Origin of the sequence: Treponema ruminis (assembly GCF_014201975.1) — a bacterium.
Classification (GTDB): Bacteria; Spirochaetota; Spirochaetia; order Treponematales; family Treponemataceae; genus Treponema_D; species Treponema_D ruminis.
In genome coordinates this window covers 115,659-136,252 of sequence record NZ_JACHFQ010000009.1, presented here as the reverse complement: position 1 = coordinate 136,252, position 20,594 = coordinate 115,659, and the positions used below count along the sequence as shown (strand labels likewise).

At 43.2% G+C, this 20,594-nt stretch carries 7 protein-coding genes; 5 read left to right on the top strand and 2 right to left on the bottom strand.

Annotation, left to right across the window (positions count from 1 at the left end; translation table 11 throughout):
* Window positions 1–159: 159 nt before the first annotated feature.
* Window positions 160–1,137 (bottom strand): hypothetical protein, encoded by a 978-nt coding sequence (locus HNP76_RS13335; RefSeq protein ID WP_184661368.1) that lies wholly within the window; start codon window positions 1,135–1,137, stop codon window positions 160–162.
* 818 nt (window positions 1,138–1,955) lie between these two features.
* Here HNP76_RS13335 and HNP76_RS13330 point away from each other — a divergent pair.
* From HNP76_RS13330 to HNP76_RS13320, 3 genes are all read left to right on the top strand, one after another.
* Complete coding sequence (locus HNP76_RS13330) at window positions 1,956–2,465, top strand: hypothetical protein (RefSeq protein ID WP_184661366.1); 510 nt, start codon at window positions 1,956–1,958, stop codon at window positions 2,463–2,465.
* Between the two features lie 189 nt (window positions 2,466–2,654).
* On the top strand, window positions 2,655–4,883 hold the full coding sequence (locus tag HNP76_RS13325; protein WP_184661365.1) for a hypothetical protein: 2,229 nt from the start codon (window positions 2,655–2,657) through the stop codon (window positions 4,881–4,883).
* Between the two features lie 283 nt (window positions 4,884–5,166).
* Window positions 5,167–6,816 carry a hypothetical protein gene (locus HNP76_RS13320; RefSeq protein WP_184661363.1) on the top strand — a complete coding sequence of 550 codons (1,650 nt, stop codon included), beginning with the start codon at window positions 5,167–5,169 and terminating at the stop codon, window positions 6,814–6,816.
* A gap of 60 nt (window positions 6,817–6,876) precedes the next feature.
* On the opposite strand, the gene HNP76_RS13315 is transcribed toward HNP76_RS13320, so the two are convergent.
* Window positions 6,877–7,863, bottom strand: coding sequence for an RpnC/YadD family protein (locus HNP76_RS13315; protein WP_184661361.1), 987 nt, complete (start codon window positions 7,861–7,863; stop codon window positions 6,877–6,879).
* Window positions 7,864–8,245: 382 nt separating this feature from the next.
* Between HNP76_RS13315 and HNP76_RS13310 the strand changes: the two genes are divergently transcribed.
* Together HNP76_RS13310 and HNP76_RS13305 are read left to right on the top strand one after the other, a co-directional pair.
* Window positions 8,246–17,872: a hypothetical protein gene (locus HNP76_RS13310; RefSeq protein ID WP_184661359.1), complete on the top strand. Its 9,627-nt coding sequence runs from the start codon at window positions 8,246–8,248 to the stop codon at window positions 17,870–17,872.
* Window positions 17,869–20,487 (top strand): hypothetical protein, encoded by a 2,619-nt coding sequence (locus HNP76_RS13305; protein ID WP_184661357.1) that lies wholly within the window; start codon window positions 17,869–17,871, stop codon window positions 20,485–20,487. Before HNP76_RS13310 ends, HNP76_RS13305 begins: the two co-directional genes overlap by 4 nt.
* Window positions 20,488–20,594: the final 107 nt, after the last annotated feature.

The following is a 20,594-nucleotide window of genomic DNA, read 5'->3' as shown; positions in this document are numbered from 1 at the left end:
ACTACGCCGTCGTCATAGCCATCCTCGTAGCCTTCGGCACGGCGGTTACGGTCATAGTCTTCCTGATTGAATTCTGTGAGAAGGTTTCCGACAATGTTCATCCGCTGCTCCTTGAAATATCCCTCTAGAAAATTACCCTTGATGGCAAAGTCCACGGCCCTATATCCTGACCTTTAGTTTTTCAAGCACCAAATTAAGCGGCGCATTCATTTTTTCAGCGGCAAGCTCTGGCTCGGCATTAAAGTCGCGGATAAGAATAATTGCATCTTCCACAGCTTTCTGTCGTTCACCTTCACTACGTCCAAGCGCTCTGCCGTCTTCAAAGCCTTCGGCACGGCGGTTACGGTCATAGTCTTCCTGATTGAATTCTGTGAGAAGGTTTCCGACAATGTTCATCCGCTGCTCCTTGAAATAGCCCTCTAGAAAATTGCCTTTAATGGCAAAGTCCACGGCCTCGTTGATTGCGTCTTCCGGCTCCATTCTCTTGTCGAGGTTCGCCTTTACCCGGTCAACAAAGACACAATAATGATACAACGACTCGCATTTTTTTTGAAGACTTTCGTTGTGATTTTTGTTGATGTTGATTACAGTTGCCGTCCACTCGAACTCTCTGCTCTCATCCTTAACTTCAAACAAATCGGAAAGCCTGTACTTTACGATGTCATCCTGTTCCTGAGCGCCGTTGTAAAAGACCACAAACTTTGGGGAAGGAATTTTGATCCGCGCCCGGCCGAAGATATCCAGATTCCGTTTGGCGACTTCCTTCTGGTAAAGCTGGGAGAAGTAAATCAGTCCCCTGAGCGGCATGTTGGGATTGACCGTGGACTGCTGCTCGAAGAGGTGCATCTCCGAGTTTATCAGGAAGGATAAGTCATTCTTCATGGTGACGTAGATGACGTCATCAATCGTGGTGATTTCGAGCGCGGAAATATCGGTGTAGTTTTTGTCACTAAGCGCGTTATACAATGACAGGAGCCAGCGCTTACTCCGATCATCCTTGCCACTGTAAATCGAGCGGAAGAGAGTGTCACGAAATGTTCTTTTCGTTGCGTCAATGCCCGGCAAGTTTACTGTTTTTGCCGTCTTATCCTTTACTCTCGTTCGATTTTTCTTGATTGCCTTTGTTTTCTTTTTCATGCGAACTCCTTTTGTATTAATATGTGTAAGCTCTTTTTTCTTACACATATTAATTGCCAAAATTTTTGCGTTTTCGGCAATGCAAAAGGCAAAAAGTCAGAAAATTCCAAAAAAAACTGCCACATGGATAGGGAGCGGCACGGTATACCGTGTAAAAACTTGTGAGACAAGTTTTTAGCGAGTCTCCCGGAGAGCTGTGCTCGTAGGGGGGGCAAAAAGCAAATAAGGCCCGCAAGAATTTTGCTTGCAAAATTCTTGTCACGACATGGATGTCGATGTTTTCGGCAATGCAAATGAAAGAAAGTCAGAAAATTCCAAAAACTTTATGAAAATGTCGGTTATTTATGAAAATTGAATAAAAACTGTGTGAATATATTCAGAAAATAAAATTAAGATAAACTTGTTTTTAAATTAAAGTTCTCTTGAAAATGTGCCGATAATAAAAAGTGGATAACTCTAAAATCTCTTTATGGGCTTGGAGTTCCTTTATTTCTCTAAGAAAAAACGTCATTTTTATTGAAATTTTCTGAAAATGCGTTATCTTAGATATATATGTCATATGCGTTTTAACCGGGTGGGACGGGGTTGGAACGGCTGAACAATAGCTGGGGATGTCGTCATATCGGGCGTGATTGCTCAATCTGACAGCTTCTCATTGTGTTTATGCTAATTCTTAATCTTTGAAGGGGTTGATTTGCCATCGGTTGAACGGTTCTTTCTATTATATTGTTCAAAAAGTAAAAATCCGAAGGCAAAGTTAAAAAAAGGGGATCGAATGGCATGACGATAAGCCGTCTTATCGTCATGCCTGCGAAAATATGAAGAAGGCATCTGCTTTTGTTCTCAGTCTCAGCATTCTCGTTCTTGTGTTGTTGTCAGCCTGCAACAACTCGGTGGAAGACATGCTGGATGATTACAATGGGGGATTTAATAAAGGCTATGTCACGCTTACTGGTGAAAACAAGGCTGAGGAGGTACTTGAGCCGGGAGATGAAGGGTTTAGTCAAAGAAATTTGCTGTTTGATTCTTACACAGTCTACGATGTGGGCACCTTGAATCTTGCGGCACCAGAAAGTTGCAAGTCTTTTTCTTGGGTTTTAACTGATCCTAGCATAAAGCATGGGGATGATGTTGTTGAAGTAATGTTTTTTGACGGAGTTTCTACAACAGAACGCAAGACAAAAGAATATGTCGTGTATATTCAGGATTCCGGTTTGCAAATCGGACATACATATTATTTGACTTTAAGCGTTATCGGGAAAGATGGCAAAACTTATACCGATCTCGCTCAAATTTTCACCGTGGAATTCCACATCGAGGTGGACTGATGAGGAGAATGCGTATGGTTTGTCACGATAAGTGTTTTGAATTACACAAAAAATATCTCATAAAGTGGAAAAGGAGGGAGTGAGCAGAAAAAATTTGTAATTCTGAGGAAGCATAAGCGACCGCAGAAACAGAGTTGAGTTTTTTACAAGTAAATTAATTTTTGGAACTTTTATCCATAGGAGGAAAATATGAAAAAGCTTTCAAAACTTTTGGCATTTGTGGCCTCGGTTTCATTTTTGCTTTTCGCGAGTTGTTCAGGAATTGGCGGCTCTGTGAGTGAAGGCGTTAACGACACCACAAACAACAAAAAAGACTATACCGTATCGTTCGTTGGTGCAAACGGAGAATCGCTTAACCTTTCTTCGCTTTGCATCACAGAGTCTTCTGATAGAAGTGCACGAACTATTTATGACACTGGCATTGCTGCACTTGGAGCTGGTTGGGAATTCTATCTTTGGGGAACGAATGAAGTTACAGGGGCAACTATCTCTCCTAATAAAGTTACTTTTACAGCCGACAGTACTGATACAACTGGCTCTAAAGGAACTGTTGCACTTGACCTTGGCGCTGCTAAATATAAACTTGTGCTTGCTGCTATAAAAGGTACTACAACCGAAACCACGGCAAGTGGTATTAAAGGAAAAGCCACTTATGTTGGATATGCAAATGTAGATACTCGAACTACATCAAGCATCAAATTTGTCATTTCGTCTGATGGACTTACAGGAGAAAGTGTTCCGACCATTACAGTTAAGTTTGATGGTTATGATGCAAATGCCACAACACCAGGCACAGGTTCTTGGGCGCAAGACGATGTTGATGCAGTAAAAAATGGAACATATGGTACTTATACTATAACTGCGGGTATTTATGACCGTTCAGATGATTCTTTGGTTGGTACAACGAATCCTATTACTATAGCGGCAAATGACTTTTTTGGTACTTCTGGCGGTGCCTACTCTGGAACTGTTCAGGCAGGAACTTATAACTTTGTTGTAAAATTCGAAAATGGAACAACCAATAAAGTATATGAATACAGTGATACAATTATTATCCTTGCTAATAATAATTTTACAGCGACTGTCTTAGTTCCTGATGTAATTGAAAAAGCTCCAGAAAAACCGGCATCTTTCAAGGTTGGTTACATTGAGCCTGATTCAGTAAACGATGGTGAATATAATGCTGTCCTTACATGGGCTGATACACCAAAGAATGAAAAGTATTATCTGGTTGATGTTTGGGATATTCCGACTACAAGCACAAATGCCACAACAGCAATAGCTGCTATTACTGATAAAGATGGATGGACTACGGCTATAAATGGTCTTGCTACAACAAATCAGACAAAATACGGTGATGAATTCTATGGAAAAGTGGATGAAGGCTGGGTTTCAGGTTCTTTGCTTAAAAATAATACAAGTATTGTCCTTAAGTTGTCGCTTGGTCACCGATACATCATGCGAATCGCAGGTATAAATGATGCTGTTACCGATGAAACTGCAAACTATGCTTACGCTACTTATGATTTGGCCGCTGCCTATACTAGTACTGATGCAGCCTATGACACAGGAACTTCTTATACACCAAAACCGTTCTATCTTGCTGATGTAGATTTGACAGATACAAGCAAGACCGGTTACAAAAAAAATACAACAGTAAGTAATTGTGCAAACCTCTACAGACTTACATATCATCTGTATGGAGGAACTCTTGCACTTGACTCAACTATAACAGGATTGACCGATGATGTTGTCGCATATCTTACTCAGGATGCAGCAACGGGTGTTGGAATCCATGCTCCTTTCAAGAATTATGCTGCTTCTACTCCTACATATCCAAGTCTTATTAAAAATGGAAATCGATGGACTTCTTGGAGAACAGGACAAGTAGATGGCACATTGTATGCTAATGACGAGAATACATCCAATCCAGTCACAGATACTACTGAAAAAGTTACGTATTACGATCCGAACAAATACAAGGGGTGTGCAAACCTCGATTTGTTTGCAAGTTATGCTGTTGCGGCTGCTGATGTTGAACGATATGATGACTCAAAGTATGTTTTTGTTGATGGTGAAGTTTATTTTACTGAAGTAGATGATAAAGTTACAAAGACAAGTTATCATGCTTACACAATGGCTGCGAATGCAGGAACTGTCACACTTAATTATTTCTATGACAAAGCTGCTGCAAATAAGAAGAGTGCTAATGTGGCATATACTTCTTTAAAGGTTTTCATTAAGCGTTCTGGCTCTGGTGAAGTTGTTGTGTCAAAAGATTTTGAAGCTTCAACAACTACACGAACAGTTTCATTCGATATTACGCCAATTTCAGAGGGTAAATATAATGTCGAAGTTGTTGGTACGTTCAATGGGCACACTTACAGTTATCCAATTGTAATGACGGTTGAAAGCTAATTAATTAGGGGCTGTCCAAAAAAAGTACAGGTAGATTGCCGTTTGCAACACGGTAATCTACAGTATTGCAAGTACATAGATTTTCGGGTTAAGCCTGAAAATGACAATTTTTGACTTATTGGACAGCCCTATTTTATTTAATAGAAAAATGAAATTTACGTTTGGTATCACTTTATTTTGCAAAAGAACAATTTTTCTCGTTTTGCCTCTGCTCCTTATTTTTTTAGTGGGGTGTGATACTGTCAGTGAAGATGCTTATGTTTTTGTAAAAAATGCGGATTTCATGTATGTAAATATTGATTTGTCAGAACGAGTTATTATAAAAGGTGATAGAAATCCTGCACGCACAATTGTAGCTCCTGAAATCGATTTGACAAATCCAACATATCATTACTACATTTGGGGAAAATCTTCAAAATCAACTGTTTCGCCAAAAGAAGTTACTTTTGAATCAACGACAGCTACATCGGGCACAATTCCGCTTGATTTCCCGATTTCAACATATTATTTTACCCTTGTTGCTACGGAAGGTGTTCCAGAAGACCTTTCCGACAGCAGTAAAATTCTTAAAAAGGCTATTTTGGTTGCTTATACAGGTGCAGACTTATCATATTCCACCACTGTTTTATTCCATCTTTCCACAACAGGTCTGAATTTTTATGGAAATATGGATTTTTCTTTTGTTCTTGACGATACCTGGTCGAATTCCGAGATTGCTGACTTGAACGCCAATTACAATGTAACCGTAGGACTTTTTGAAGTGGATACAGGCGAAGTTGTATCTAGTTTTCCTTCAGCTATGACGCTGGCAGGTTTGAACAATTCTTCACCTGTCTCTCTTGACACTTATTCTGCAATTGCTGGGACTTACAATCTTATGGTCTCTATGAAAAAAGCTGGTGAAAGCAAAACTTACAATTATAGTGACACTGTGATTGTCGCACCAAACAGAACGATAACTGCAACTGTTGCAATACCGAATGTGATTGAATATGCTCCCGCTCCTCCGACAAATTTTAAAGCGGCTTATTGTATTGATGAAAGAATTTATTACGATACGCACACTCTTTATGACGGAGTTGCGTCTACAGAAGCCGCAGATTTAGCCTATGAAAATGAATATGCTCTTTTGCTTTCATGGCAGGATAATTCAAACAATGAAAGCAATTTCCAGATAACTCTTGTAGATGTATCAAAAATGTTCCCTATGCCAGAAGTTCCTGCTACAATGACAGATTCCACTTGGGCAAATCTTACGAGTGGATATTTAGGGAATAAGTCCGTCACAAATGTATATGACAAGAATTGTATTTATGCAGAGAACTATTATTCAGGCTCACTTGACAAAAATAGTAGTTCATTGATTCTGTATGTGCCTTTCGATGTCTGCTATATCGCAAAAATCGAAGCTGTCAATGCTGCTGGTATTTCTTCTGCCTGTTATGCCACTATTGATTCAGATTTCAACATTGAAGTCTATGATACCGGGTATGGAAATAACACAGCAGTTTATTCTGGCAAAGCTTTCTCAACAGCACAAAATCCATGTAATATGATAAATCTATACAAAGTTGTCTATCATTTTAATGGCGGAACTTTGGAATATTACAAAGACAACGCATTAAAAACCGTGGAAAAGTCTATTGTTGAATATGGTGTTTACGGAACCTATTCGTTCTTTTGTCCTATATCAGATCTTGCATCTGCAACGGAATCTTCTCCCGCTTTGCTTTATCTTTATACAGGTACTGATGCCATGGCTCCGAGCGGCAGTCGCTGGCAACGTTGGAAAACTGGTTCATCAAAAGGCACAGACTTAATTGATACAGCAATTGGCGGTACATCGGTTGTTGTTGATTCAACTTACACTTACCAAAAGCCCAACGACTACACTGGCTACACTTCACTCTATCTCTTTGCCCGGTATGACTGATAAAAAAACAGCGTGCAGAAAAATCAGCACGCTGAAGGGTAATACATTCTTTTACGAGTGCTAGTCCAGTTCTTCCTTAAGGGCTAGCACCTGCTCCAGTGTGAGGGAAGTCCATTTAGCTACTTGTTCTGAAGGAACATCATCTCTCAGCATATTCTTCGCATTGGAAATTGCAGCCTGTCGTTCACCTTCACTTCGACCAAGCTCTTTGCCATACTCGACGCCGTCTTCAAATCCTTCGGCACGGCGGTTGCGGTCATAGTCTTCCTGATTGAATTCTGTGAGAAGGTTTCCGACAATGTTCATCCGCTGCTCCTTGAAATAGCCCTCTAGAAAATTGCCCTTGATGGCAAAGTCCACGGCCTCGTTGATTGCGTCTTCCGGCTCCATTCTTTTGTCCAGATTCGCCTTTACGCGGTCAACGAAGACACAGTAATGATACAACGACTCGCACTTTTTTTGAAGACTTTCGTTGTGATTTTTATTGATGTTGATTACGGTTGCCGTCCACTCGAACTCACCGCTCTCATCCTTAACTTCAAACAAATCAGAAAGCCTGTACTTTACGATGTCATCCTGTTCCTGCTTTCCGTTGTAGAAGACAACAAACTTAGGGGAAGGAATCTTGATTCTTGCCCGACCGAAGATATCCAGATTCCGTTTGGCGACTTCCTTCTGGTAAAGCTGGGAGAAGTAAATCAGGCCTCTGAGCGGCATGTTTGGATTGACCGTAGACTGCTGCTCGAAGAGGTGCATTTCCGAATTAATTAAAAACGACAGATCATTCTTCATGGTGACGTAGATGACGTCATCAATCGTGGTGATTTCGAGCGCTGAAATGTCGGTGTAATTCTTGTCGCTAAGGGCGTTGTAAAGCGAGAGAAGCCAGCGCTTACTCCGGTCGTTCTTGCCACTGTAAATCGAGCGGAAGAGAGTGTCACGAAATGTCCTTTTCGTTGCGTCAATGCCAAGCAAGTTTACTGTTTTTGCCGTCTTATCCTTTACCCTCATTCGATACTTCTTGATTGCCTTTGTTTTCTTTTTCATATGAACTCCTTTGAATAATCTGCGTAGTTTTTCACGGCATCTCAGCCGTTTTCTTTCTACACATATTAATTGCCAAAAAAAATCGATTTTCGGCAATGCAAAAGGCAAAAAGTCAGAAAATTCCAAAAAAAACTGCCACACGGATGTGGCAAAAGAGCAAGTGAGGCCCGCAAGAATTTTGCTTGCAAAATTCTTGTCACGACATGGATGTCGATGTTTTCGGCAATGAGAAACGAAAAAAGTCAGAAAATTACAAAAAATTTTCCCTGCTTTTTTGGAGATTTCGGACTTTTGTCATAGTAGAGGTGTTTTTTGTTATAACTCTTTTTTAAAAAGCGACCTTATAATTTAAAATCAAATAAAAAAAGTCATGGGGTAGTCTATGAATTACAGAAAGTTCTGGTTTAAAAATTTTTCTTTTGGTTGCCTTGCTCTTCTGCTTTTTGCTTTTCTTTCCTGCGGCGAAGATTCTGGTCTGGGCGGTGCGATTGACACTAAGTCTCCGACTCTTTCCATCGATTATCCTCCTTCTGGAGCTGCAATTCGTGATTCTTTTGTCTTATTTGGAAACGTTTCCGATGATAAATCGATTGATAAAGTCCTGGTTTCAATTCGAAATCTTGAGATGGACGGAATCAGCGACGATTATACTGCCACCGTCTCTGAAGATTCCAAAAGCTGGTCGATTGAGCTCAACCGGCATGACGACCTGGCTTCTGATTATTTTAACGGCTGGCAATATCCTGACGGCAAGTACGAAGTTTATGTCACGGCCTACGACCATGCGGGCAACAATTCCGGTAAAAGTTCGCGCTCTTTTGAAATCGACAACACGGCTCCTGTCTTCATCATTTCAAATCCTGGCGTTGTAAAGAAAAGCGGTCTTTCTCCTTCGGCTTACGGTTCCATCTTTACAATTGACGGCACGATTTCTGACAATCACGCGATTTCCTTCATGGATGTCAAAATCTTCAATTCAAACGGCGAGCTTATTTCTTTCGAGTCTTATGAAGGTGAGAATATCGACTTTTACCGTGAGGAAGAAATTGCGACTGCGGGCGGAACAAGCGTTCAGATTGCTCAGGCCGGTAATGTCTTGAACAGCCGTTACTCTCAGCTTCATCCTTCTGATTCTGGAACTGAATTTTATTATGCTCAGATTACCCTTACTGATTCTGCAAAGGTTTATAAAAATCCTCCTGCAGCAAGTTCCAGGTCGGCGGAAAAATTAAAATCAGATGCCCTGGGAAATTCTACTTCAAAAATCTACCTTTATGATGATATTTACACGTCAGTCATGAGCGCAAAAAAGGGCATTAACAGCAAAAACGGCGGCTTTAGTGCGGCTAACCTCAAGGACATTCTTGCCGGTGTGGAGAAGGGGGCCGTCGAGTCTCAGGCTCTGGAAATCCTCAATGAAAAGGCGATTGACACTTCTGCTCCTGCAGATTCTGATTCAATGGCTAACAAACTCAGCTTCTCCCTCAATCCTGAGGCAAATCCAACTTACAATGTAAACGGTTTTTCTTTCTTCAATGCTGATGATTCAATTCAGTCTGCTTCTTCGGGAAATACTGTCTCCGTAACGATTTCTGCAGGCCTTGACGGAACAAATATTGCGCCTGAAAAGGTCCGGGTCTGGATGAAGGCCTTTGATGAAAATCCCGGTGACTCGGAAAAAATCAAAGGCGATCTCCGAAATCTTGAAAAAAAAGTTGAGGCTCTTGAAAAGTCGGATTCGGTCTTCCAGGATGCCATTCACAAAAGCGAAGATTCTCCGGCTACACTGGTAAAAACTGAGGAAAAGGAAAATGACTGGCTTCTTATTTACGACTACTCGCTCAACAATTCAAAGGGAAGCTCGGTTGCGACAAAGACTTTCAGCGTTACTCTGCCGGACGGTATCAGTCTTTCAAAATATTATATTCTTGGCGTTACCGGCTGTGATATTGAGGACGTTGAATTTGCCCAGAACACGGTTTATGGTTTTGTGGGCAATACGGCTGGTGTTCCTCCGACAATCACTTTTGATTCGCCCAAAAATTTTGCGGTTTTCAAAGATTTTTCTGCTCCGGCCTTTAAGGGAAGTGCGACATTCACATCTTCAATGCTTTACCTCACTGAACTGACCGCCACCCTTTCCATCACTGATGAATCTACTGGCGAGTCTGTTGGCCATTTCTCTGATAAAATTTCATGCAGGCTTATCGATGACCAAAAAATCTGGTCTCTTTCTGACTTTGGTGCCCTGACTTTTGACAACGCTACTGATTCATGGTCTCTTGACCTTACGAAAATCCCGGAACTCAGCCGGCTCTATGAGGAAAAGTCTCCTTCCGGCATTTTATGGCTTGCAAGCCTTACGGTTTCCGGAAAATCTTCTTCGGGGCATGAGGGCGAGTCTACCCGCAGCATTCATATCGATACGGTTGCTCCAAAAGTCACGATTTCTTCTGCTGAGCCCCGTATTTCTGATTTTGACGGCCAGAATTATGATTACCTCAATGAACTTGTCAGGATTAAGGGCAGCGTCGAGGAAGGGAATCCTGACCAGGTTACTTATGACATTCTTGCAAGCACTGATTTGACAAAAACTTTGTCTTCTGAAAGCGATTCAATCCTTGAAAAACTTCGGGAACTTGATTCAAAATATACGGGCTCGCTTGGAAAGGGCGGCTCAATCGACAGGGAATTTGACACGGGAAAAATCACGGAAATCTTTGCGACCGAAGAAAATCCCGACCCAAAGATTCAGTTTGACATCCTTATTTGTGCAAAAGATACTGCCGGAAACGCGACTGAATATCATCTTGCAGCTGATAAAAATCTTACTGACGGTAAAAAATTCGTGATTTATCAGGAAACTGACCGCCCGAAGATTGTCCTCGGAAACGCTTCTGCTGAAATAGAAAAAGTCACGCTGGAAAACAATTATTTTGGAGTTACAAGCAATAACAGCCTGCAGATTTCTTTTTCTGATGACGACTGCATCGCCGAATGTGAAATCTGGCTTTATGACGAAAATGGAAAGACCCTTTTGGATTCTGATTCAGAGGAGGCCGGACTTAAAGTAAATGGCAAAAACGGAAGCGGTGACTTAGCCGGAAAGAACCCCTACAAATTCTTCCCGGGAAAAACTTCGGCTTCAATCAACTATCTGCTTCCTTCGACTGTAGCAAAATATCAGGTGAAAATCCTGGCCCGCGATTATCTCAGCACTGACTTGAACAAGTCTTTTGGCGAAAAAACGCTTGGTCTTTTTCCGATTGCGGTTGATTCTGGTGCTCCAAAAATTGAAATTTCATCTCCTGCAAGCGGAAGTTTCCAGGGGGAAAAAGTTTCTGTGAGCGGAAGTCTTTCCAAAAAGGCTGAGGTGAGGGGGCTTATTTTTAAGGACGGACTAGAAGTCAAGGATGCAGGATTTGTAGTTGCCGAATCAGAATTGACTCAGGATTCTTCGGGCCTTTATAAATGGCAGGGAGAGGCAAAAACTTCTGGCGATGGAGAATATTCTGTTAAAATTAGGGCCGTTGATTCTTACGGTCAGGAAGCAAGTGAAGAAAGGGCTTTCCGCTTTGACAAAACTGCCCCCGAAATCAAAATCACCGAGCAGCCTGAAAGCGGTTATTCGACAGGCACTCTGATTGTGAAGGGAAGTGTCACCGATGCAAACCTCAAGACTTCGGCATTTAAAGTCAGCCTGATTCCGTCTGACGAGACCAAGGCGACAAAAATCGGTGTCGTTGAGTTTACGGAGCCGGAAGAAGGCTCAAACGAGTATAAGTGGGAAGCAACTTTTACAAACCTGCAGGCTGAATACACTTTAAAGGTGGCCGCTTCTGATTTGAACGGAAATTCTTCTGAACTTGATGGAAATACTTTCATGGTCGATCTTGAGGGACCGGAAATCTCAGGAGCGATTAAAGCCGGAATTTCTCAAGACTTGCTTGCTGAGGCCGGAAATGACGGAACCTTCTTTGTGAACGACAAAAATTCCCTTTACATCTGGGGAAAAGTCAGCGATTATACGAGCGGCATGAAAGAGACTGCCTGGTATTCGCTTTACGAAAACATAAGCGTCAAGGAGCAGGAAAAGACTGTAGCGGATGAATCAAAAGTCAACCGGATAGATTTGGGCGCGGACGGCTCATTTACAATCAATATTGATAAGTCAAAAATTACGAAGTCAGGCGTGATTAAGGCCGTATTCTTTGACAAGGCCGGAAATTACACAAAAGCCGACCTCTTGAACATCACTTATGATCCGACGGCGCCAAAAATTCAGAGCGCGTTGATTTCGGACAAAAAGGATGGATTTACTGCCTGCGAAAGTGAGAAAATTACGATTGGAAGCGGGGATAGCGCAAAAAAATACAGAAACTTCTATATAAATAGCAGCAATAAGACCTGGACTGAACCCGATGGGGAAGGAAATATCGTCACACACAGCCAGGCTCCATTTACAATCAGCGGCGTTGCGACTGACAATCTTGGACTCAGGGAAGCTAGGCTTGAGCTTGCCGGCGCAAAGATGGAAAACGAAACCGGCGGCACTGTTAAGGACGTTTTTGTCATTAGGGACGAAGAAAAACTTTCAAACTGGAGCTTTGACGGACTTGATTTGACTGGCCTTACAAGCGGCACTCTGGCAAAAATTACGCTAACGGACAAGGCCGGCAACAGCACAAGCGAAGAGATTTACATTCAGATTGATAAGGAAAAACCGGCTGCCCGCCACGAATACGATGCCAAAAAGAAGGACTTGTATTTCCGCGTGGGAAAATTCGACAATGAACTTTCTGAACTCCATTCATGGAAGTCGGAAATCACTTCTTTGGATGCAAATCTGGACAGGGATGTCGGCGGAAAGTATCAGACCGGCACCTGGGGAACGGCTTCAACAATTACAATCCGCGGCTACTGGGAAGAAGCCGGTTCAGGAGTCAAAACGATTTACTACAAGATTTTCACTTCGACTGCAAGCAACGCAGAAGACTTGAAAAATGAGATCGCTGAAAAAGCCGGAGAATTCGCAAAAAATTATCTAACTGACAATAACGGAAATTTTGCCCCTCTCAAAGAAAATGTGACTAAGCGGGTCGCATACAGCAAGGCCCTTGATGAAAACGGAGAGACGAGCGAGCAGGCCTTTAAGGAAATCGAGTCATCTTACATGGCAGAGATTCCTGGCTTCGATTCTGAAAAGAATTACCTTCTTCTTTTGGCTATTGATAATGTCGGAAACGCGGCAATTGATTCACTCGGAGCTGCAAAAGTTTCTGATGTTGCAGGAGAACTTGATTCTTCTGACTGGAACAGCGGACTTGCGGCCTTCTCGCTCAACGTTGATACAGTCGCTCCAAGCCTGATTTCGACTACAAGCGGTTCGGTTTATACGAACGGTCTTGCTCCCGTAAAGGTTTGCTTCGATGAAAGCGGAAATCTTGCGACCGGCGAGGCTTCGGACTCTTCTTCCGGGGTAAAGTCTGTAGTCCTGACGATTGAAGACGTAAAAGACGAGAATAACAATCCTCTTGAAGTCACTGTCGCCGCAAATCTTGAAAAGGTGGCAGGAAGCGCCTCAAAAAAGAAGTGGAGCGCGACAATCTTAAAGGATTCTCTTTCAAAACTTAAGGGCAACAGCAATTACAATGTCAGCGCGACCGTAAGGGACCTGGCCGGAAACAAGTCTTCAAGCCAGATTTTCACGCTGATGGTTGATAAGGACGCTCCTGTCGTTTCAATGGTTTCTCCGGCTTACAGTGGAAGCGAGGCGGCCCCAATCAACGGAAAAATTTCCGTAAAGGGAACGACTGAGTACGAGGCAGCTCCTCCGAGCAGGCTTGAGCTTTATTACACGACAAGTCAGCCCCAGTCAGGTTCAGAAGAGCAGGCGACAAGTCTTTCCTCACTCACTCAGATTGGCTCTGCAATTACGGACGTCAACAAGATTTTCAGCTGGACTTTCAGCGGCTTCAATTCATATGATGTTTTCACGGAGTCTGAAATCGCCTCAAACAAAGAGACAAAAGACGTTTACATCATTCCTGTGGTCTATGATGTCGCCGGAAACTGCAGCATTTACACAGAAGATGAAAGCGGCAAGAAAACTTACAGCTATTCTGCTTCTTCTGATGAAGCAGCCGGCACGGTCCAGAATTATTTTAAATACACAGTGGACAAAAACACGGACCGGCCTCTTATCAAGCTTGGAAACTGCGATGTGAGCGGAAGTGCCCTAAAGAGCACGTCAAAGGCTTACGGAACAATCGAGGATGATGACGGTCAGGACGGATTAAATCTCTTCTATATAATGCAGTCTGATTTTGATCCTGCAAAGCTTCCGGCCGTTTCTGGAAATACGGTGACCTTAAATGGCTGGACTCAGGCTCAGATAAAATCCGGCAGCTGGGAAATTGATTCCGGGGCAGAAGGAAATTTCAGCTACTATTTGTACGCAATTGATGCTGAGGGAGGCCATTTCTGGTCAAAGGCGGCTCATTCCCTCAGTCAGATGTATGTTTACAATGGCGTTAACGAAAAAGATGAAAAAAAATCAGAAAACGCGGGCATTTCTTTCAGTGCGGACTTGAACCCGCCGGAAATCGAAAGCCTGGAAATCGCTCACAAGTCTCTCGAGGCGGCTTCAAGTGAAGGCTGGAGTGCCGTAACTGAAACTTATGGCCCGACCGACAAAGATTTGTATGTCAAACTGGTGGTTTCTGAGGCAATCGGGCTGGCAGAAAAATCTTCGCCTGCCACAGAAAATCTTATCGACAGACTCTCAATTCCTGCCCTTACGATTGACGGAAAGAATGTAGCCGTAAGTCTTCTTTCTGCAACTTCTGAAAGCGGAAGTAAAAGTCTGGCTTCAGGAAGCTCTTACAGCACGACTTTCTACACATTCCTTTTCGATCCAATCGACCTTTCTAAATCCTCACTTGCCCTTTCCGGCGCGAAAACCCTCAAGGTTACGGTAACGGACAAATCAGGATTTACGGCTCAGGGCACAATCGGCGTAACTTACGACAACAATGCTCCGACAATCAAGATTATTTCTCCAACGGCGACAATTTCTGATGCGGTAATTGCGGCAACCACAATCAAGGGAACTGCTTTTGATGACTTCTCGGCAATCAAAAAACTGGAATATGCTGTTCCGTTAAAAGGTCAGTCAGCGGCTTACACAGAAACTTCGGACAACTGGACGACAATCGGAAGCAGCACGGCGACCTGGGAAATTGAATATGACTCTGGTTCTCCGGAATCCCAGTCCAGCCTGCTTTATTATGCGGCTCACCCGGATTTGTATGAGGGAGTTGAGGAAGTCACCCAGGGTCTTGGAATTTACGCAATTCCTTTCTATTTTAGGACAACTGATTCTGTGGGCAATGTTGAAGTTCATAAATCTTACCGGGAAAAAGCCGGCGACAGCTATGTGGATAAGCCTTTCATCGTTTACGCAAATCCTGACGGCGGAAAACCGAGCGCCTGGATCAACGCCCCTGAAAGCGGAATTACTACAAGCGGAAGCGTCACTGTCTACGGCGGCGCAATGGATAACATAAGCGTTAAGACTGTCTGCCTCCAGATTGACGGTGACGGCGACGGCGACATTGACGAAGCTGATTACGCTTACCTTTCAGACCGACTTGCTGATTTCGGTATTGCGGCCGATTCTCTTGTTGCATCAAGCGAAAAGAACGGCGTAAAGCAAAATGACTGGTACATCAAGGCTGACGGAACAAACAGCTGGAAATGCATCATTAAAAGCAGCGGAATCAAAAAATACACGGGAGCTGCCCAGAAAAAAGAGGAAGTTGACTTGATTCCTTCTTCGGACACAAAAGAAACCCGCTATCTTATCGCTCAGGTTAGGGCAATTGATAATGATGAGAATACCCGAAAATACACAAAACCGAATGTTGTGGTGATTGATAACACAGCTCCGTGGTTCTCGAATGTTCGGCTCGTTCAGTTTGGAAAAGGAATTGAGGCTGGTTCTGCAAACGAAGACCAGATTGTGACTGAGCGCGAATACAAATCGGGCATGTTCGTGAGCCATGTCACAACGACAGGAACAAATGGAAAGGGCCAGTGGTACCTTCTTGCTGATGTTGAGAGCAATTCGGCTTTTGACACAATTTCAGCAGAAAAACTCGAGTCTCAGACTTCAACGGTAATTCCTCTCGCGGGAAGTGAAGCTGATTCAGAATATTACTTCCTGAAAAAATCTGACAATACGAAGAATCATCTTGAAGAAGCTTCAGCGGAGACGGCTGGAAACAGCAAATACAAGCTTTATGTTCCCCTCAAAACAAACGAGTCCGGCGTGATTTATGCCATCCTCAAGGCAAAAAATGAGGTGGGAACAGGCGAGCAGACAATCAAAATCAACATTGACTCGACAGCCCCGACCCTCTACACGAATGTCGGGGCAGAGACCGAAGACGCGACAACTGGTGCAAATATGCGGGTTAAGAGCCAGAACAAGATTCTCGGAAAGGATCTTGATAAAAACAGCGTAATTGAAAACTCGGACGGATATTTCGTTCTGGGCGACACCGTAAAGGAAGCTGGCTCAGGTCTTTCTTGGGTTGCCTTTTATTTTGAAAACGTCATCAAGGGCAAGGTTTACGACCCGATGATTAAAGTTTCAGAAAGCACTTACGGCGGAACTGAATTGCAGGAAACTGCTGAAAACGGAAAAGTTTACGTCAACGAGGATAATCTTGCAGCCCTTTATTTGACAGGCGTCACGAGAAATTCTGAAACGACATTGACTTTGCCGGAAGCAAATGACCACGTCAGAAAGGGCGGACTTGTAAAAATCGCAGGAAGTTACCACACGATTAGCGATGTTTCGGGTTCAGAAGTCACATTCTCTCCGGCCCTTTCGCTTTCATTCAAGACTGTCGAAGTAATCTACGCTCAGGTCGTTGACCACACGGTTACAGAAAACATAATCACTGATTACAACGAAGAAGATGTCGGAACCGAGCGGATTGAAAGCGACGACGGCGACGGAATGTGCGAAATCCTTACCCAGCAGGGCTCTTTCTACAACTGGACGGCCTATGTTGACTCAAATAATATTCCTGACGGCACGACATATATCCGCGTGGTAGCAATGGATGAGGCGGGAAATCTTTCGCATGGAAAAATCGCCTCGATTGTAGCAAATAACCGTCCGCGGCTTACAAAGGTCTTTATCGGAACTGACTTGAACGGAAACGGCAAATTCGACTTTGATGCTGACGAGGGTGATGCTCCAGTCGTTTCAACAAGCAATAAGCTCAGAACGAAGAGCGGCACAAGCTACGGAGAATTCAACTATTATACGGCATACAATACAAGAAGCGGTGCGGCCCAGTCTAAAGTCACTTTGGATTCCACGGCATTCAAAGTAATTGACGGACTTTGTATCGTTCCTGAATTCACCGGCGGAAACGGCAGCCTTAAGTACACGCTCACAAACGGCACGGATTTGAACCCATATTCAGGCGGCGAATTGAAGGAAATGATTCCGCGAACTTCTTCCAAAGCAAGCGATAAGACTATGGAAAAGAAGGGGGAAAGTGATGCAAATTACTACATCAACAAGGTTGGAAATCTCTCTCTCTTTGGAAACACGCCAATTACAGACGGAGACAACAAAAACGCGGTTACTTACGGAATCACGGATTCTGGCAGCGGGGTAAGCTATAAAGACTTCGGCGGAATCGTGATTGAAAACTCAGACAGCTCTATTTCTGCTGAGAGTGACGGTCAGGTCAAAAACGTAAAGGTAACTTTCTTCGATAATACTGACAGCACGGACAGTTCTGCCCACGCAAATGGACAGTGGGCTACGCTCGTAATTCCTGTAACGATTAAATCAAGCGATTCGACCGTACCACAGCCAAGAATTATGCCTTTCCACTGGAGCGATTCAAGCGACAACAGCCTCTATGTCAAAAAGAACGGTAACACTTATGAAGCCGCTCTGCAACAGAAAAGAATGGCGTGATTGCAGGTCACATCGAACTTGAAGGTGCTTTGCCGACTGGTTCAAACTTGACACCTGATTTGCCAAAAGTTTCTGGTGTAATCAAGATTGAGGGAACTGTTTATGATGATGTAAGGCTTGAAGCATTAAGCATGAGTATTTTCGGTGGAACAAACACTAAAGTTGCTTCTTATACAAATGGTGCATGGGTAAACGAAACTTCTTTACCTTCTGGACTTGTTTCATTTACTGCAAAAGATGAAGATATGAGTCAGAAGGGCCACACGGTTAAGTACACGGCGGTAATCGACACGGAAACCCTTAACGCAAGCGGCTACCCGGTAGGAAAAGCACAGTGGATAACAGTGGGTGCAAGCGACTGGAAGCATAACTACGTGACATCAGATACTAGTGTCACTGGCGGAAGTGATGCATTTACAGGTGGTACTTCGACTAGTGTGACAAAGGCTCAGACAACAAGTACAACAAACACAAACTGCTATCAGATGGACGTTGTGCCTTATGTAACGGAGATTGTAACGCATTTGAGCAGTTTCTATGGAACAGCCCATAGTGTTTATGCTCGTACAGCAAAAGGACATTATCCGTGTTATGAAGGCGAGGAAATTGAGTTTAAAGGCTATAATCTGGGAAGCGGCAAGGCAAAAGTCGTGATTCCGGGAATGGCTGAAGATGGAACGACTCTTTCTGCCTCAAACAAAGTTACTCTTACTGCAACAAGTGCAGGTGCAACAGGTGCAACATCGGGTGTTATCAGTGTCAGTGTGAACGGAATTCCTGCGATGAATAACATCAACTCAAACAATGCATGCGGCTCTTATACAAGCGACAAAGAGGGAAGTTCTTACACTGATGACAATTATGCTCACTGTTACAACCGCCAGCCAAACGGCGTGAACAACAATACCCTGACCGACGACCTTGAGCTTGACGTATGGCAGTTCAAGAATGCGGCCAAGCCAGTGAACGGCGGAGCAGAGCGAGTAACGATGAAGATTCGCCCAACAGACGGAACTCCAGGATTCAGCTATGCGAACTCGGTATTGTATTTCAGTATGCCGGGATACAATGCTGACACAAGCGATGGTGATAAAAAAGGGGCTAATAATAAAACTATAAACGGACAATATGCTTCGCATATTCCATTTGCTGAGAATTACGGTGGATTCAGTCATAATTCATTCACATTCGATTCCAATGGATTCTCTTATGGTGCAGCAATGTGTACTGATACACAGAACGCAAGTTCTTCTGCATTCTTCCAGTTCTTCAGCAAAGAAACTCCAATGCCGTTCCATTGGTACAATCAGAATATGAACTATGCTAATGAAGCAAATGCGAGCCGTCTTGATTCTTCAACGATGAATGTTGGTACAGCTACTTCACCTAACTGGCAGTGTAATATCAACAGAATTCAGTCAATCAGCATGGACTCATCTATTACTGGTAATCTTACTTATGTATATATTGCATATTATGATGCTGTTGCAAAACAAGTACGATTCCGTTGGGGTACGGTTGGGGCAAACTCTGATTCAATTGATGGAAAAAAGAATAATTCTGAAAGTTTTGAAACAACAAGGCCGGATAATGCCTATGGATTGAATGATGCTGTTGATGAAAAATATACAGGTTATGCTCAATCAGGAAAAAGTGATGGTTCTTGCCGACCGGCTGCTGCTGATTCTTTTGTTAAGTACAGCAACACAAATCACGATGGAATCCCAATCCAGGTAATCGCCGCTAGCGGATTGTCTTACAGTGGTACTCACAATACTATTTACAATAAAATGACTCACACTGCCGGACAGTATGTTTCTCTTTCAATTCTTGGAAAGGACACTGCAACTCCTACTGCCTGTGTATTCTGGTATGACGGTTCCAAACTCATGATGGCCTACAACAGCTCACCGACCACAAGCAATTCTTGGACTTACAAAACTGTCGATACAGATGGCGGCTTGCATGTTAAGTCGGCTGTAGACAGTGACGGCGGAATCCATCTTGCTTACTACACTTCAAACGGCGGTAACTTGAAGTACGCATATTTGAGCGGTGTTACAGCAAAACCACAGATTGCTACAGTTGATGCGAACGGTGCTGTTGGTACAAAATGTACGATTGATGTCGCAAAAGATGCAGATGGAAATCAGGTTCCGTATATCACATATCAGATGATTGGCGGCGTTTACACCTACAACGCAAAGATTGCTTATCGTACGAACTTTGATCCAGAACTTAAAACTTTGCCAAACGGTGCGGATAACAAGGATATGTTCACTGGTGACTGGGAAGTTTCAGTAATTCCAACGGAATCAAGCCGCCTTTTGAACGACGATACAATCAACGTCGGTCTCTGGCGAGATTCAAACGGTATGGCAAAGGTATTCACATCAAATACTTACTGGAAATCAAGCGACAAATGGTTTACATATACTTCTTCTGCCTATAATTCATTTGGTGAAGTTACAGAAGCTGCTGCAAATGGGGTAACAACATACTCTAACACCATGGACGTTGGCAACCCATCGCTGATTTACGGCAACAACACCGCGAACCCGATCGTCGGCTACGGCATTGAGTCCGGTGCGATAGAAATAGCCCAGAAGAAATAAATTCCAGATTTTAGGAATTACTGACTGTATCAAAAAACAGGCGTCCAGTCGTGAAAACGGCTTCACGTCTGTTTTTTTTGTATCATTCGAAACTGAGAAAAAATCAT

Bases quoted from the DNA above. Each gene is read 5' to 3' on its own strand.
- HNP76_RS13335 (WP_184661368.1), bottom strand. From the start codon at position 1,137: ATGAAAAAGAAAACAAAGGCAATCAAGAAAAATCGAACGAGAGTAAAG.
- HNP76_RS13330 (WP_184661366.1), top strand. From the start codon at position 1,956: ATGAAGAAGGCATCTGCTTTTGTTCTCAGTCTCAGCATTCTCGTTCTT.
- HNP76_RS13325 (WP_184661365.1), top strand. From the start codon at position 2,655: ATGAAAAAGCTTTCAAAACTTTTGGCATTTGTGGCCTCGGTTTCATTT.
- HNP76_RS13320 (WP_184661363.1), top strand. From the start codon at position 5,167: ATGTATGTAAATATTGATTTGTCAGAACGAGTTATTATAAAAGGTGAT.
- HNP76_RS13315 (WP_184661361.1), bottom strand. From the start codon at position 7,863: ATGAAAAAGAAAACAAAGGCAATCAAGAAGTATCGAATGAGGGTAAAG.
- HNP76_RS13310 (WP_184661359.1), top strand. From the start codon at position 8,246: ATGAATTACAGAAAGTTCTGGTTTAAAAATTTTTCTTTTGGTTGCCTT.